This window comes from Marinibium conchae (assembly GCF_015595035.1).
Classification (GTDB): Bacteria; Pseudomonadota; Gammaproteobacteria; order Enterobacterales; family Alteromonadaceae; genus Glaciecola.
The window spans coordinates 523,279-540,122 of the sequence record NZ_JADNRN010000002.1 but is presented as its reverse complement, the minus strand read 5'-3'; the positions used below and the strand labels follow the sequence as shown (position 1 = coordinate 540,122).

The 16,844-nt window shown below is 43.8% G+C and carries 10 protein-coding genes; 3 read left to right on the top strand and 7 right to left on the bottom strand.

Translation table 11 applies throughout. The features are described from left to right. Window positions 1–168 precede the first annotated feature (168 nt). The 5 genes from ISG33_RS10070 to mrcB all read right to left on the bottom strand — a co-directional run bounded on the left by ISG33_RS10070 (window position 169) and on the right by mrcB (window position 7,612). Window positions 169–1,815 (bottom strand): cellulase family glycosylhydrolase, encoded by a 1,647-nt coding sequence (locus tag ISG33_RS10070; protein WP_195733463.1) that lies wholly within the window; start codon window positions 1,813–1,815, stop codon window positions 169–171. An 88-nt stretch (window positions 1,816–1,903) separates the two neighbouring features. Beyond that, window positions 1,904–3,145 (bottom strand): polysaccharide lyase, encoded by a 1,242-nt coding sequence (locus ISG33_RS10065; protein ID WP_195733462.1) that lies wholly within the window; start codon window positions 3,143–3,145, stop codon window positions 1,904–1,906. 333 nt (window positions 3,146–3,478) lie between these two features. Further along, window positions 3,479–4,792 carry an ammonium transporter gene (locus ISG33_RS10060; protein ID WP_195733461.1) on the bottom strand — a complete coding sequence of 438 codons (1,314 nt, stop codon included), beginning with the start codon at window positions 4,790–4,792 and terminating at the stop codon, window positions 3,479–3,481. 27 nt (window positions 4,793–4,819) lie between these two features. Beyond that, on the bottom strand, window positions 4,820–5,158 hold the full coding sequence (gene glnK / locus ISG33_RS10055; RefSeq protein WP_195733460.1) for a P-II family nitrogen regulator: 339 nt from the start codon (window positions 5,156–5,158) through the stop codon (window positions 4,820–4,822). A gap of 183 nt (window positions 5,159–5,341) precedes the next feature. Further along, on the bottom strand, window positions 5,342–7,612 hold the full coding sequence (mrcB, locus tag ISG33_RS10050; RefSeq protein WP_195733459.1) for a penicillin-binding protein 1B: 2,271 nt from the start codon (window positions 7,610–7,612) through the stop codon (window positions 5,342–5,344). A gap of 464 nt (window positions 7,613–8,076) precedes the next feature. Here mrcB and ISG33_RS10045 point away from each other — a divergent pair, with 464 nt between their 5' ends. The 3 genes from ISG33_RS10045 (at window position 8,077) to ISG33_RS10035 (ending at window position 12,602) form a co-directional block, all read left to right on the top strand. Beyond that, window positions 8,077–9,270 (top strand): lytic murein transglycosylase, encoded by a 1,194-nt coding sequence (locus ISG33_RS10045; RefSeq protein WP_195733772.1) that lies wholly within the window; start codon window positions 8,077–8,079, stop codon window positions 9,268–9,270. Window positions 9,271–9,353: 83 nt separating this feature from the next. Next, complete coding sequence (gene purU / locus ISG33_RS10040) at window positions 9,354–10,226, top strand: formyltetrahydrofolate deformylase (protein WP_195733771.1); 873 nt, start codon at window positions 9,354–9,356, stop codon at window positions 10,224–10,226. 192 nt (window positions 10,227–10,418) lie between these two features. Next, on the top strand, window positions 10,419–12,602 hold the full coding sequence (locus ISG33_RS10035; protein ID WP_195733458.1) for a M3 family metallopeptidase: 2,184 nt from the start codon (window positions 10,419–10,421) through the stop codon (window positions 12,600–12,602). 105 nt (window positions 12,603–12,707) lie between these two features. On the opposite strand, the gene ISG33_RS10030 is transcribed toward ISG33_RS10035, so the two are convergent. Together ISG33_RS10030 and ISG33_RS10025 are read right to left on the bottom strand one after the other, a co-directional pair. After that, window positions 12,708–14,045 (bottom strand): 3-deoxy-D-manno-octulosonic acid transferase, encoded by a 1,338-nt coding sequence (locus ISG33_RS10030; protein ID WP_195733457.1) that lies wholly within the window; start codon window positions 14,043–14,045, stop codon window positions 12,708–12,710. A gap of 13 nt (window positions 14,046–14,058) precedes the next feature. Further along, window positions 14,059–16,782, bottom strand: coding sequence for a PAS domain-containing hybrid sensor histidine kinase/response regulator (locus ISG33_RS10025; RefSeq protein WP_195733456.1), 2,724 nt, complete (start codon window positions 16,780–16,782; stop codon window positions 14,059–14,061). Window positions 16,783–16,844 lie beyond the last annotated feature (62 nt).

The window sequence follows — 16,844 nt, the reverse complement described above, 5'->3', positions numbered from 1 at the left end:
TAGGTTTGACAACCATACTCCTGTATGATTTTTAATCAATTATGAGATTTAATTACGAAAAGTGTTATTTTGGCTATACTATATAGCGGCCTTACCAATAAACAGTTATAAACGGATAAGTAAGCATGAAGTAGTGGACCCGCTGACGAGAGGGCCCACCAAGAGTTTTTAGTACCTACGTACTTTTATAAAACGGCAATTATTATTGCTGGTAAATTGTATGGTATCACCAGTAAAGCCCGTCACTTTTTTATCGTTAGAGCTTATACTTGCACTGCCGCTGCCATTTGTTGAGCTGATGCTTCCTCTGAAATCACATGAGTTATTCGTATCACTGTCCCAAAGTTGTAGCGTTTTACCCGTGAGGCCTCCGCTGAAACGCACGCAGCTCGCGCTGGTTAAATCTAGCTCAACTCTTGCCTTACCATTGTAAGTTTGACAGTCGTTATTGCCATCTCCGCCAGTGCCGCCGCCGGTTGAGCCGCCAGATCCATTATCAGCTTCAACAACAGTCAAATTAAAACTATTGCTACCTGTGCTACCATCGTTATCAGTCGCTTCAATTCGAATGGTATGGTTGCCTACAGGCAGGTTATTTAGTTCAGAAGGGTTAGGTGAGCCAGCATGTCCCCATTCGTAAGGGCGATAATTTTCAACCCTTACAAAAGCACCATTTATGTACAACTTTACAAAGTCGATGCTGCCATCGCTATCTTTAGGATCTACTTCGACAACTAAAGAATAGCCTTCTTCTACAGTGCGATTGCTAGTTGGTATCACTAAATCCACCGTCGGTGGATTGTTACTTGGCTCGGCACTTCCGCCGCCGTCATTAGGCCCGTTAAACTGACGGATCATGTTACGAACCCATCTGCCGGAGTCAGTTAAGTCAGCATTTGACCAATTTCCTGTTGTCGATGCGCCATTCTTAACGATAGATGCACTTTCATTCTTGTCGTTCACCGACCAATTCAAGTGAGTGATGTTATTGTCCTGCATCCAATCAACCCAGCGCTGGCTTTCTTCTAAGTAAATCGGTCCGTTACCGCTGTAGTTAGTTGTACCCCACTCTGTCACCACTAAGGCAATTCCCTTATTCATTGCACGCTCAGCTCTGTCACGCAACCATTGGGTATGCGTGCCTGCGTAAAAATGCAGCGTGTAAGCAATGTTGTCGTAACCAAGAATAGGGTCGTCGGCTGCTTTTTCGACTTCCTGGCTCCAAGTTTGTGTACCAACAATAATGAGATTGTCAGGGTCAATAGCGCGAATTTTAGCAATCACAGCCTCGGAGTAAGGCTTTATCGTTGAACTCCAATCTGTGTCTTGCAGGGGCTCATTATAAATCTCATAAATCACATTATCGTATGTACCATAGGTTTGCGCCATCTCTTCGAAGAATTCGATGGCTTCACTTTCATAGTCCTCGGCGTGATGAGAGTGCCAGTCGATAATTACGTAAAGATCTTCTGCAATTGCAGCATCGACTAGGGCTTTTACTCTATTCACATTGGCAGTGCGGGAATCAAGATAATTACCATTGCCTTCGTCGACGCCCATAGCAGCTCGAACAATTCTCGAGTTCCAATCCTGCTTTAACCAACGAACCGTATCTTGATTATAAAATGGCGCACCACCCCATGTGTTGTTAGTCCAGAAGTAACTATTTCCAGCCAGTCCTTTCTCTTCTCCACCAATCAGTACTTTCGAGCCATTCACCGTGATTGGATCGACAGCAGCAGCTGGCGTTATGGTCAATGCACTGGCAAGGATGAGTCCTGCAAGTGTGCTAGTTTTTTTAAATAAATTTTTCATAATATTTTCCATTTATAGTTTGGAGCTAATGTCTTTCGCGAAACTTTTCCCCACTGCGTTCGCATATATTTGTGTTGTGTGACACTCACTACCACGCTCTAATTTTCATCAATCGACATGAATTTCCGCTTGCATTGACTACGTTGAATAAGCGGCCCGATACACTTTGTGTCGCTTCATAGTTGTCAGGAACAACTAATGCACCGCTGCCATTAGCCGCACTTAGGCTACCTCTAAAATCACAAGCATTTGCAAGATCGCTATCCCAAACCGCTAGACGTCGCTCTGATAAGTCGCGAGAAAACTCGATGCAGTTAGCAGAGCCTAGATTGATTTCTATTTTCGAATTAACAACATCAACAGGCACACAGGTACCATTAGCCCCCTCGTCAGGAGTTTCATCTATGGGATCTGGGTCAGGGATTGGATCGGGGATCGGATCAGGGTCTGGGCTAGGATCAGGAATACTTCCTCCCATACCAATACGCTGTGTAGACACAATAAAGTCGTCAAAAGTTGCGTATACATCCTGTGTGGGCTGCCACTGAGACGCGGGCGCGCTCGAGCCTCCAAAAAAGGTCGAAAAATAGAGCTGGTTGATTTTCGTACTCGATTGGCCACCATCTCGCACACCAGAGTTGCTGCTGTCATCTATCATTAAGACACCATCTAACCAGCCTTGAAGGCGACCATTTCGCATACCCGGTGTATTGAGACGTTGTCTAATTTCGATATGATGCCATTGGCCTGGTATTACTCGAGCATGCTCACCAAAGTCATCCCAGAAAACTCTGTAGGGTTCTGAGCCTTCTTCATTGTTTAGCTTAAAACCGTGCAAATAGAATTCTAATTTTCCTTCTTCGCGCCACATTAGGCGAGTGGTAAAGTCATTATCACCATAGGGAAACGAGGTTGACCCAGCCAAACCAGGTAGTTTCCCGCCTTTTACAAATTGAAAATCGGCGTCAAACTTCACCCAATAAGCCATATACAGTTCATCTGCAGATACTTGAATGTCAGTTTCCCATGTTGCTCCACTTCGAGAGGACTGATTTCCGCCGGCAGGATAAAGTATTCTCGCCGCCTTCCCTGATACCCCGCTGTTAGTAATCGTTACCCGACCCTCGTCAGGGCCTTTCGCATATCGAGATGACCAATCGCCTTTGATGACGCTGTCGTTTGCCAACCCCGTTTCAATGCCTTCGAAGCCGTTTGTGTATACTTCTTGGGCTTGCAACACTGTGCAAAGTGATGCTAAGCCAAGGCCTAAGACTATTTTATTGACGCTACATGTAAACGTTTTCATTTTGTGCTGAAAGTTGTGTTTCATCACAGTCTCCTACTTTAATATTAAAGGATTAGTGTGTGTTCAGATAAGTTTTGAGTGTTTACTTAAAAATATATGAAGTCAGCAAACAACGCTGGCGGGATATTAATTGTTGCAAAAATGCGACACTTCTGTTAATCACTTGTTAATCTCAACTGCGCAAAAATAGTACAGTGTCGATGACGATGCAACCGCTTTTTCTTTATGAATTTATATTATGATTTTCGGTAAATGCTGAGATTAGGTAGAGAAAAGTTAGGCAGGAATACAAACAAAAAACCCCGAGAGCTATTCGCTCTCGGGGTTAGATTACACTATGGTGTTAACTAAGAGTCATTATCTACCGTTAGTGAAATCAGGGTAAGCTTCTAAGCCACATTCACTGATATCAACACCTTCATACTCTTCTTCTTCGCTAACTCGAATGCCCATGATAGCTTTCAACGCTAACCAAACAACCAAACTAGTCACGAATACCCATACGAATATGGTTAAGGCACCCACTAGTTGACCTAGGAATGTCGCTCCGCTGGTTTCACCTGCTACAACATCCACAGTTAACGGATTGGTAATTGGCACTAGCATAAGACCTAGGAAACCAACCACACCGTGAACTGAGATAGCACCTACTGGATCATCTATCTTAAGTTTATCAAGAGCTAAAATACTACCGACAACTAGCACGCCACCTAAAGCACCGAAAAGCGTTGCTTGAAGTGCTGTAGGAGTTGACGGCTCGGCCGTAATTGCAACTAGACCCGCCAAAGCACCGTTTAGCGCCATCGTGAGGTCAGCTTTACCAAACAAAATTCGAGCAAGCAATAGTGCTGCAACTAAACCACCTGCAGCGGCCATGTTTGTATTCATAAACACTACTGCGACAGCGTTAGCATTTTCTACGTTAGCAGTTGCAAGTACAGAACCACCGTTGAAACCAAACCAACCCATCCATAAGATGAATGTACCTAAAGTAGCAAGGGGTAAGTTTGCACCTGGGATTGCGTTTGCTTTACCGTCTTTCGAGTATTTGCCTTTACGTGCACCAAGTATCAATACACCAGCAAGCGCAGCAGCAGCACCAGCCATATGAACAATACCTGAACCTGCAAAGTCAGAAAAACGGAAGGCTGGCATCCAATCAGCTGCGGCATTTTCAGGAACTGGTGCACCTAGATTAAACATACCAAATACGTCTGCACTACCCCACGTCCATGAACCAGACATAGGATAAATGAAAGCGGTTAACACGACTGCAAAAGCAAGGAAGGCCCATAGCTTCATACGCTCGGCTACCGCACCAGATACAATTGACATTGCAGTTGCTACGAACACCACTTGGAAGAAAAAGTCAGCTGAAGGCGCATATGAAGCAGGCTCTTTAGCACCTTCAACGCCGTCACCTGTAATTCCGCTCAAAAAGAAACTGAAATCATCACCGCCATACATGATGCTATAACCACAGATCATGTACATGATGCAGCTGATTGCATAAAGCGAAACGTTCTTAGTCAAAATTTCTGTTGTGTTTTTAGCGCGCACTAGGCCCGCTTCTAACATAGTAAAACCTGCTGCCATCCACATAACGAGGGCACCGCAAATTAAGAAGTAAAAGGTATCTAATGCATACCCGAGTTCAAAAGTGATTTCCATTTTTTTTCTCCAATAAAACTGCGCAGCTTAAAGTGCGTCTGAATCTGCTTCACCAGTACGGATTCGTACTGCTTGTTCTAAGTCGTAGACGAACACTTTGCCGTCACCAATTTTTCCTGTTTTAGCTGCACCAACAATTGCTTCTACCAATCGCTCAACTTGGTCGTCGTTAATCGCAACTTCCAATTTTACTTTAGGTAAAAAATCAACTTGGTATTCAGCGCCACGATAAAGTTCGGTATGACCTTTCTGGCGACCAAAACCTTTAACTTCGGTAACGGTCAAGCCGTCAATACCAATTTCACTGATGGCTTCACGAACATCATCAAGCTTAAAAGGCTTTATGATTGCGGTGACTAATTTCATGCTCTGCTCCTGCGATTAATCAAAAAAATATGAGTGTATGTATTCGCTATTCAAAAGCAGTGCCAATTAATATTAATTATATATTTCTTATACTTAGGAATTGAGGAGAGAAAAACAATGTGGAATATCGCACCAATTTGGTGCGATAGGTAAAATTCGCCCTAATACGGAGCATCGTCTTTTTTAGTCACCAAATAAGCGCTGCCAAAGACTCTTTTTCTTCGTCTTTTTCTTCGCTGGTGCAGATTCACCATTACATGGTTGAGAACTTGATTCAAGTGCGCTGAGAATGGCCGGTACACTTAGAATATCCCCGCATCCCGGTGCAGATAAAGCCCCTGTACTTGCATCAAAATGGGCTATACCTAATGTGCTCGGGAAGCGGCGAGCTAAGTTCTTAGGCGCTTGCTTGTCTTGAAAGGCAATGAACACCTGCATTGCGCCGCTTGCACCCGACAAGTTGATAGGTTGATTATCATCCGCTCCCATCCAAATACTGGTAACTAAATTACGATCGAAACCCGCAAACCAACTGTCTCGATAGTCATTCGTAGTGCCGGTTTTACCTGCCATATTTATTGTTGGAAAGCGTTGGCGAATAGCCTTAGCTGTACCCTCTAGGGTAACTTTATGTAGGGCATAATTGATTAGGTAAGTCGCTGATTCATCGACTCTTTCCTCGTTTTCCACATCACGAATATAAATCAACTCGTTGTCACTGGAGCTAACCGCGGTGAGAGTATGCAAATGACTCAATACGCCATTGTTCGCCAGTGTTTGGTACATTTGATTCACTTGCAAAGGCGATAAGTCGATAGCGCCTAAAGTGAGTGCAGGAACTTCTTCAATATCTTTTTCTATGCCCAAACGATTGATAGTGTATGCGACCTGCCCTAAACCAACAGCCATGCCTAGTTTAACACTTGGCACATTATACGACTTCGTGAGAGCCTCTATAAGCGCTACCTTCCCCCTAAACTCTTTATCTGCATTCAAAGGCTCCCAAGTTTTACCGCCTGTGCTGCGCATTTTTACTGGCACATCATCGAGCATGGTGGCGAGGTTATACTTTTCTGGGTTTTCTAGAGCGGCTAGGTAAACGGCCGGTTTGACCAGCGAGCCAATTGGGCGTTGCGCATGAAGCGCTCTGTTAAAGCCCTTAAAAGTAGTATCTTTGCCACCAACAATGGCTCTAATTTCACCACTTTTTACGTCAGAGACCACCATCGCGGCATCCAGATTTGGTTGATTTCGGCTGTTAGAAATGCTCTCTACTTTCTCGACCAAAGCTGCTTCTGCTCTTCGCTGCGCATTAATATCGAGGGTTGTATAAACCTTCACACCTGAAAGCCGTTCCGATGCTTTACTTACCACCATATTTAGTTCGTTGCGTACTTTATCCATAAATGCAGGATGTTTACCACTAGCTAAGCTTTTGCTTTTACTGATATTTAAACTTGTAGCTACGTACCTCTCATACTCATTACGCTCTAGCTCATTAGCTTCAAATAACAAGCGTAGTACTAAGTTTCGTCGTTCTAAAGTACGCTCAGCATATTTAGTTGGTGAATAGTACGAGGGACCTTTAACCAAGCCAACCAAGGTTGCAATTTCAGGAACACTCAGTTCTGGCAGTGGCTTGTCGAAATAAAAATGACTTGCTAGACCAAAGCCATGTACGGCAACCGATCCATTCTGCCCAAGAAAAACTTCATTGATATAGGCGTTGAGGATCTCCTCTTTGCTGTAACGGAAGTCAATAACCAGGGCCATAACAGCTTCTTTAGCCTTCCTAATATACGAGCGCTCTCGTGTTAAAAAGAAATTTTTAGCCAGTTGTTGGGTAAGCGTGCTCCCCCCCTGCACAGTTTTACCTGCAATGATGTTAGCAAAGAAGGCCCTGATTATTGAAGTTGGCGCAATACCGTAATGCTCGTAAAAATCACGATCCTCAACAATCACCAAGGCTTTTTGCAATAAGTAAGGGATATCGTCGCTATCGACTAACATGCGATCTTCATCGAGTCCGTTAACCATGCGAGACACAAGCCAAGGTTCAAGTTTTGTCATCAGGGTTTTCTGATTTCTGCCACCAGTCTGAGCGTTTGCCATGAACATAATGCTACTGATGCGATCACCTTGCCACTGGATGCGGATGTCGCGCTCTGGCTCATATCCACCAGGATAATCGAAAGCTCTGCGTTTTACTCTGAGTTGATTTGCATGCACATGATACTCGCCAGTATGCGTAGCATTAGTGACTTTGCGATAGCCCAAAAGTGTAAGCTCATCGATGAGCTCTTTGGGCGTTATCTCTTGCTTTTCGTGCAACACAAGAGGGCGCGCAAATATTTGTGCCGGCACCTGCCACTTATTACCTTCAAAGCGCTGCTGTACTTGCGCATCAACATAGATGAAATAGGCAACAATAGCGGCAAGCCCAACAATAAACATTTTCCAAAAATGCCTTTTTAGCCACCGAAAAGGCAGCAAGGGAAGCTCTTTAAATTTCACTATTAGATGCTCTCATATTAATCATTATCTTATTGTTCTTGTGCAACCCAATACTCTATCACTTTACACCTAAAATTTTCGCTATAAATAAAAAGCGTACAATCTTAGTCAACTATGGCAATGGTTGGCATTAAAAGTTCGAAATAAACCTCCCAGTCTTATTCAACTGGCAACAATGACCTTGAGTATCCGCGTTCCAATATTTCAACTTCCTTTGCACTTTTTCTTTTTTTACTTGTCCTAGTGGAGTATTTGTTGAAATATTAAGCGGTATAAATCATTATTCAGCGTTAATTTTTCAAGCTAAATGTGGCAAGGGTTTGAACTTGCTCTACCATCGTAAGATAAAGGGAAGAATCACCATCAAAGGCTCATCATCTTCAAAATCTCGATTACTGCGCACAATGCTCTTCAAATTAATCATGCCGTGTGCTGTTTTTTCAGTGTCGGCAAGCCTGAGCGCTGCCACCCAAAATTTCGAGCAGTGTAAAAAGAAGTTTGCCGAAGTCGCCATGCAAAACGGCGTCAATGCGAGCGTTGCCGAAGAGCAAATACCAAAACTTAAACAAATCCCTAAAGTGTTGGAATACGACAGGAATCAACCTGAGTTTGTGACTACTTTTCCAAACTATTACAGTAAAAGAGTCAACGATTGGCGCATTGAAAAAGGCAAAGAGGCGCTTGAAAAACATACTGAATTTCTACAAGAACTGACCAAGAAATATGGTATTCCCGGGCACTACATCGTTTCGTTTTGGGGGCTAGAAACAAATTATGGTAATTACAAAGGTACGATGCCGACACTTGATTCCTTGGCAACCTTAGCCTGTGACCAAAGAAGAAGTGCCTATTTTACTCAAGAGCTAATGCAAGCGCTTAAACTGATGCATAGGGAAGGACTCGACAAAGCGCAAATGCGCGGTTCATGGGCGGGTGCAATGGGGCACACACAATTTATGCCAAGCGCCTATGTCAAATATGCAATAGATGGCGATGGTGATGGTAGCATTAACCTATGGGATAGCGAACAAGACGCACTTGCTTCAGCAGCTAACTTTTTAGCAAAGTTGGGTTGGAAGCCAGGCTTACGCTGGGGCAGAGAGGTTCTGCTGCCTGATAACTTCGACTACGCAATGCTGAACTCCCAAAAGCAAGCGATATCTTATTGGAGCAAGCTGGGCATCACCAAAGCCAATGGTGAGTTATTGGGCAACATCGATATACCCGCAAAATTGCTCATCCCAGCAGGTCATGAAGGGCCCGCATTTTTGGTTTATCACAATTTTTCGACTATTTTGCGCTGGAATAACTCTGAATTTTATGGCATTGCCGTTGGGCAGCTAGCAAATCGCATCCTTGGTAACGATGAATTAAGCAAAGCATTGCCAGAGCTGCCAAACTATACGCTGAAAGAGATGGCTGATGTGCAAAGAAAACTGAGCGCCATGGGAATTGATGTTGGGGGAATAGATGGCATTATTGGCCCGGCTACCAGAGCAGCCCTGCGTGACTTTCAAGCGAAAAATAATCTTATTGCTGACGGTTTCCCATCAGTGCAAACCATTACGGCAATCAAACAAGCCAGTGCTCCGGACTAGAAGCACAAAAAGTGCTTCTCGTTAACGCCGTCGAAAGGCTATAATCAACGCATACATTTGTAGGAAAACGATTTCTTTTGCACATTTCAAATTTACAGCAAGCTCCTAGCCAAAGTACTTACAGGCTAGTTATCGATTGCCCAGACCAAACTGGTTTGGTCGCTGCAGTGTCTCAGTTTTTGACTGACCATGGCGCTAACATAGTTGAAGCGAGTCATCATACAGATTTGCAGTTACAACGATTTTTTATGCGCCATGAGATAGACGCCAATTCTATCGCTATGAGTGCTGACAACTTTAAAGTGGCTTTTAGTAAAGTAGCAAAGCAATATGAAATGAATTGGACACTTAATCATTCTGAAAAGCGAGCAAAGGTGGCGCTACTGGCAAGCAAAGAATCTCATTGTTTAAACGACGTACTGCATCGCTGGCATACTGGAGAGCTTGCTTGCGATATTCCTTGTATTATTGCGAATCATGAAAAAATGAGAGAATACGCAGATTGGTATAAAGTACCTTTTCATTTTATCGACTTCAGTAATAAAGAAAAAGCCTTTGCCCAAATAGAAAGCTTATTAGAAGACTACCAGATCGACCTCACTGTACTCGCTAGATTTATGCAAATAGTACCTGATGCCCTGTGTCGAAAATTGGCCGGTAAAGCAATAAACATTCACCACAGTTTCCTACCCTCCTTTGCTGGCGCGAAACCATATCAACAGGCCTACGAGAGAGGCGTAAAGCTCATTGGCGCGACTTGTCACTACGTAACTTCAGATTTGGATGAGGGGCCAATTATTGAACAGGAGGTACTCCGTATTAGCCACAGCGATAGCGCTCAAGATATGGTGCGTAAAGGTAAACGCTGTGAAGTTAATGCCTTAGCCAATGGTATTCGCTACCACCTGCAAGATCGTGTAATTATTCATCAAAATAAAACCATCGTATTCGCATAAGCACACTCTTTACAATAAAAGCTTTACAAGCTAACAGCAGAACTTGCGTTCAGGCTTCGCTGTGCCTAGTATCTATGGGTAATATTGAGGGCACGGGTTAAACTTTAAGCATAAAGGTCGCGCGCCAAGACGAGTAAGACCTAAGGTTCCCATCTCAATGGATAATAACAAAAAATACACAAGGAAAACGACATGAAAAAAACACTCATAAGCCTTTCGGCTGTGGCGTTTGCTATTTCTCTCTCGGCTTGCTCCGACTCTGCCAAAAGCGACAAAGCTACCTCACCCGCAGATATCGCTGATACCGCAGTCGAGCAAAGCACAGGAAATATTTTACTTGCCCCTTTTGCTGGCCCCTATGGTGGAGTACCGGCTTTTGACAAGATGGATTTAGCCGACTTGAAACCAGCCTTAGAGAAGGGCATGGCACTCAACCTAGCTGAAATTGAAGCAATTGCGAATAATCCTGAGCCCGCTACTTTTAAAAACACCATCGTTGAAATGGAAAAGGCAGGAAGCGAATTATCACGGGTTTTCCGTTATTGGGGAATTTGGAGTTCAAATATATCGAGCCCAGAGTTTAGAGAGATCCAGCGCGAAATGGTGCCGGTTATAAGTGCTTTTCAGTCAAAGATAACGCAAAATGAAAAGCTCTTTGCTCGAGTAAAAGCCGTTTATGAAAGTGAAGAACTAAAATCGCTTACGCCGGAAGAACAACGTGTTACATGGTTGACCTACAATAATTTCGCACGCAATGGCGCAACTCTCAATGCCGCAGACAAGAAACGCTATGCTGCCATCAACCAAGAGTTAGCATCACTTCAAACCCAATTCTCAAGTAATATTTTGGCCGATGAAGAGGGCTATGTACTTTATTTAACAGAAGATCAGTTAGCTGGCCTGCCTGAGTCATTTATCAAGGCTTCTGCTGAGGCAGCTAAAACGAGGGGTCAGGAAGGTAAGTATGCAATCACCAACACGCGTTCATCGATGGATCCCTTCTTAACTTACTCGGAAGACAGAGCTCTGCGAGAAAAGGTATGGAATACCTACTATAGCCGCGGCGATAATGCTGATGACAAAGACAATAATGAATTAATTAAGCAGATATTAGCCCTACGTCACGAGCGCATTAAACTGCTCGGCTACGACAATTATGCGCAATGGCGCTTAGAAGACCGCATGGCCAAAACGCCAGAACGGGCAATGGAACTAATGGAGAAAGTGTGGCCAGCAGCCATCGCTCGCGTTGAGGAAGAAGTAAAAGACATGCAAGCTATTGCTGATGCTGAAGGCGCGAATATTACCATAGAGCCGTGGGACTATCGTTTCTATGCAGAAAAGGTACGCAAAGCAAAGTACAGTTTAGACTCTGATGAAGTTAAGCAGTATTTACAATTAGACAAACTCAGAGAAGCCATGTTTTATGTTGCTGGCAGACTATTCAATTTTGAATTCAGTCCTGTTGAAGACGGTAAAGTACCGGTATTTCACCCAGATGTGAAAGTATGGGAAGTCAACGATAAAACAAGCGGTGATTTTATTGGGCTTTGGTATCTCGACCCATTTGCTCGCCAAGGTAAGCGCTCTGGCGCGTGGGCAACAACTTACCGCAGTTACACGACCTTTGACGGAAAGAAAACAGTATTATCGTCTAACAATTCAAATTTTGTAAAAGGCGCTGAAGGTGAGCCAACGCTGATCTCATGGGATGATGCCGAGACCTATTTCCATGAATTTGGTCACGCTTTGCATTTCCTAGCAGCCGACGTAGCATATCCAAGCTCTCACTCTGGCGTTCGTGACTACACAGAATTTCAGTCACAACTACTAGAGCGCTGGTTGCTTACTGATGAAGTGATCAACAATTATCTGGTTCATTACAAAACAGGTGAGCCAATTCCCCAAACTCTTGTTCAGAAAATCAAAAATGCCTCGACATTTAATGAAGGCTTTAAAACAACTGAGTACATGGCCTCAGCGATAATGGATTTGCTTTATCACACAACTGATCCAGAAAAGATTGAGCCTGATAGCTTCGAACGTAACGAACTTAAACGCTTGGGCATGCCATCAGAAGTGGTGATGCGTCATCGCTCGCCTCACTTTGGTCATGTTTTCTCAAGTGAGGGTTATGCCTCTGCCTATTATGGTTATATGTGGGCTGAAGTGCTTACCTCTGATGCGGCTGAAGCCTTTGCTGAAGCACCTGGCGGCTTTTATGATAAAGAAGTCGGCGAACGCTTAGTGAAATACTTGTTCGCAGTACGCAACGCTATGGATCCAGAAGAAGCTTATCGTAAGTTTCGAGGGCGTGATGCGAAGGTAGAAGCACTTATGCGTGATCGCGGCTTTCCACTCGCAAGCGACGAATAAGAAAGTCTTTAGTTCAGCCTCATTTGGGCTGAGCACGTTGTAAATAAAATGGCCTGTCCATCGGATTTGCATAAACATGCAAAGCAAGGTGTTCAGGCTTTTTAATTAGTTTTCAACAATAAATTGCCCAATGCAATCTACCGTCACCTGCACTGCTCCCGCATTATTTTTTAACACGGCTTGTAAAGCAATGGCTAATTCAGCCCTCAACTTATCGTCTTGTAGCCATCGAAGTAAAGTATCGGTAAACGACTTCTGCGATTCTATGATACATAAGCCGCCTGACCTTGCCAAAGCATCGCAAATAACAGGATTATTATATACACTGGGGCCCATTACGGTGGGTACGCCATACAGCGCAGACTCAAGAGCATTATGACCACCTTTATCTACAAAGCTACCGCCAATAAAAGCGATGCTTGCTAATTGAAAACAAGCCTTCAATAAACCCATTTCATCTACCACCAGGATATCGGGGCAGACAGCGGCTTTAGTGCTTGACTCGCTTTTTTTGATAGCAAGGGTAGATGAGCGCAAGGTAGAAAAACCCGAAGCTAGACAAAGCTGCGCTACTTTATCAAAGCGGTGTGGGTGCCTTGGTACTAAGATGAGTAGCATGTTAGGTTTTAATTTTTTTAGAGCAGAAAATACCTCTAAGCACCGCAGTTCCTCGCCCTCGTGGGTGCTACCCGCAACAAACACCTCGCGTGATGCAAGGTCTAATGTATCAGTGATACGCTTTGCGAGCACCCCATCATTCGCATCTATTTGTAAATCGAACTTCATATTATTGCTTAACAGCAAATTCGGTTTATAAACGCCTAAAGACAAAAAACGCTCGAAGTCCTTCGAGCTTTGCGCACATATCTTGGTAAATTTGCGCAAACTTGGCCGCATGAGCCAGGCTAAACCTTGATAATTTTTTACTGAATTAGCCGACATACGTGCATTAATTAAAAGAGTGGGTATTTTTCGACGATAACAATGCTCGAGCATATTTGGCCAAATCTCTACCTCGGTCACGATCACCATAGAAGGTTGTAATTTTGAAAAGAACAGTGACATACAAATGGGTAGGTCGATTGCTAAGTAGCAATGTTGCACCCTATCTTTGAAGATAGCTCTAGCGTGTTTTGCCCCGGTAGTCGAGCTTGTAGTGATAGTCACTGCCAACTCAGGATACTTTAGCAATAATTGCTCAATTACATTTCTCGCCGCGTTCACCTCACCCATCGATACACAATGCACAAGAATCCCACCTTGCTTTTTCTTTCCAATAAAACCAAAACGTTCGCGATTTTGGTTCGATTTCCCCGCAGTTGAATCAGATTTGGATAGTAGTTTCAGTAAGGCCAGTGGCAACAACAGCAAGATGATAAAGCTATAAAGCCATCGCCATATATGATGATGCCATTTGCTTTGATAGGGCTTAATAGTATTCATTGATAATTATGTGTTAGCTCAAGTTTCTCAAAAGCGCACTTACTAGTTGCTCTTGCGTAAATGGCTTAACCAAGTAGTCGTTCATGCCTGCCGCTAAGCAAGCATTCAAGTCCTCCTCTAGGCCATGAGCAGTGGCAGCGACAATAAGGTGTGATGAAGCTTCACTAGATGGCATATTACGTATACGTTTTGTTGCCTCATAGCCGTCCATGATCGGCATCTGGCAATCCATCAAAATAACATCGAAAAGCTCACCGTGTTCGATTCTAGTAACGGCCTCGGCACCATTTTCGGCGAGAGTGATGTCGACATTATACCCCTTTAACATTTCGGTAAACACCGTTTGATTAATCGAGTTGTCTTCAACAATAAGTATGCGAGAGCCTAATAGCCTTCTCTTTGATTGATTCAAACTCTCACTTTCAATTAGCTGTATTGCTTGCAGCATATCTTCAAAGGCAGCAGTTTGCTCACGCGGCGACATGCGTGCTAAGTCGTTTGATAAAATGGGCTGGAGCAAGCTAATTTGTGGGTTGCTTGCCGCTTCGTCATACTTACTGCATAACCACATAATACTTGCATTAGAACGAGCTAAACGAGCAATACTCGAATTCAGCAAGCTAGCATTGTCTATGTCTTTCCCTACTACCACGATATTCTGCCAGCGCTTGCTATCTTTAAGCTGTTTTAATGCTGCACTTGTCGACCTGCAAACGCTGTAATCGAGTGTTCTTTTCACACTGAGTGTTGCCAATACATCGCTCGTGGCGGTGTCAGAGGAAACAAATAATGTTGGGCTTAATTCTACACTATTCACTTTAGCTCGCTCTGTTACCGAATCAAACGGAAGCGTAAAGGAAAACAGTGAGCCTTCTCCCTCTATGCTGCTAGCACTAATTTCCCCCCCCATTAACTCGACAAGCTGAGCACTAATACTCAGTCCTAAACCCGTTCCGCTATATTGTCGCGTACTTGAGTTATCAACTTGTTCAAATTCGTTGAATATAGATTGAAGCTGCTCCTCTTTAACCCCGATACCCGAGTCTTGAATACTAAATTTCAGCAGATTATCGGCAATAAGCTCCACCCTAAATTCGATACCTCCGTGATGAGTAAATTTGATCGCGTTAGAACAAAGGTTATTCACTACTTGACCAAGGCGATTGTCGTCAGCACAAATCAGGGCTGGCACCTCTGGTGAGATATCCACATCGAATTTCAAGGCTTTTCTGAAGGCAGAATGCACATGCCACTGAAGTTTTTCGGTCAACATTTCTTTTAAATCAAATTCACAGGCAAGAATTTTAAGTTTTCCTGCCTCTAACTTACTGAAGTCGAGCAGTTCGTTAATCAGTTGAAGTAAGGTCTCTGCACTTGATTTTACTATATTAGCGTACTCTGTCTGTTGTGCATTCAGCCCTGAGGACAACAATAAATCGTTCATGCCTAACACACCGTTAATGGGTGTTCTGATTTCGTGGCTGATATTGGCTAAGAACAGACTTTTCGCCTTGCTCGCTGCGGTGGAAGCTTCAACGGCATTTTTAAGCTGTGTAATATCTTGAAAAGCGCCTTTCAAGCGAACAGGTTGGCCATCATCAAATTCGGCATAGCCTACAGCACGAACCCAGATAGCGTTGTTTTTTGCGGTGATAAAAGGAAGCTCTAAGTCCCACTGTTCTCCATCTGCCATACATTTTTCGATAGCGGCACTAATAGTTGGGCGAGCTTCAGGCGCGTAATAATTAATCGCATTGGCGACGTCAATCTCGGTTCCCGGCTCTATTTCATGAATATTGTATACTTCAGCTGACCATACTAAGTCATTCGTCTTAAGATCTAATTCCCAAGTGCCTAAATGGGCAATCTTGGCCGTTGACTCCAAAGTACTCTTTTGGTTCGACACCTCATTAATCAGCCTCACTTGCTCATCGACGTTGTTAATGTGGAATACGAAACCGAGAAAACGTTCGTCTTCAAAGTTAGGAAACACCTGCAAATCAACCCACAAGCTGTCGCTTGCTTTTGGCTTCAACTTCAGTTGTCCACTGTATACCAATCGACTTTCCAAGGCTTTGTGTAATACCAGCACTTCTTCACTGTTGTTTTGTTGATCAACACAAAATAGTGGATGCTCCCCCAACACTTCATGCTCTTCATAGCCAAAAATCTTCGCCATAGCGCTATTCACCCAATGAATACGCAAAGCGGTGTCCACCAGTAGAATGGCGTTTTGCGAGTGGTGAACCATGGCCAACAGTCTGGCGTTTTCATCCTGACTAAGTGAAGCTTCACGCTCTCTGTCTCGTAACGTAGACTCCATGCGATTGAGTAAATTAGACTCGGTGATAGTGACAACAATGGATTTATTATTGTGATCACCGCTCGGGTTCGGCTGAGCTGTATCGATAACCGACAAACCAATACTCACATTGACTTCATGGCCTTGCTTATGCAGCCCAGGAAAGGATCGACCGCTGCCCATACTTCTACTAACGGGTTGTTTGAGAAATTCAGCAAAGTAAGCCTCATGCCCTTCTCGCTTTGCAACAGGTATGAGTACTTCAATACTCGTACCCAACAACTCGTCGGCTTTATAACCAAACAATTTCTCAACGGTATCGCTTGCAAATAAAATCGCCCCAGCTCTATCAACTTCTAATACAGCGCTGGCGCTAGCATTTAAAAGCCTTAGGGCTTGTTCAGCCTTGTTATTGTCGGCGTTTATTAAGCTCAAGAAATAAGGTCCTAGAGATGATGAAATTGTTTACCACTCTACCTACTAGCGCTTTATTTGGC

Bases quoted from the DNA above. Each gene is read 5' to 3' on its own strand.
- ISG33_RS10070 (WP_195733463.1), bottom strand. From the start codon at position 1,815: ATGAAAAATTTATTTAAAAAAACTAGCACACTTGCAGGACTCATCCTT.
- ISG33_RS10065 (WP_195733462.1), bottom strand. From the start codon at position 3,145: ATGAAACACAACTTTCAGCACAAAATGAAAACGTTTACATGTAGCGTC.
- ISG33_RS10060 (WP_195733461.1), bottom strand. From the start codon at position 4,792: ATGGAAATCACTTTTGAACTCGGGTATGCATTAGATACCTTTTACTTC.
- glnK (WP_195733460.1), bottom strand. From the start codon at position 5,158: ATGAAATTAGTCACCGCAATCATAAAGCCTTTTAAGCTTGATGATGTT.
- mrcB (WP_195733459.1), bottom strand. From the start codon at position 7,612: ATGTTTATTGTTGGGCTTGCCGCTATTGTTGCCTATTTCATCTATGTT.
- ISG33_RS10045 (WP_195733772.1), top strand. From the start codon at position 8,077: ATGCTCTTCAAATTAATCATGCCGTGTGCTGTTTTTTCAGTGTCGGCA.
- ISG33_RS10035 (WP_195733458.1), top strand. From the start codon at position 10,419: ATGAAAAAAACACTCATAAGCCTTTCGGCTGTGGCGTTTGCTATTTCT.
- ISG33_RS10030 (WP_195733457.1), bottom strand. From the start codon at position 14,045: ATGAATACTATTAAGCCCTATCAAAGCAAATGGCATCATCATATATGG.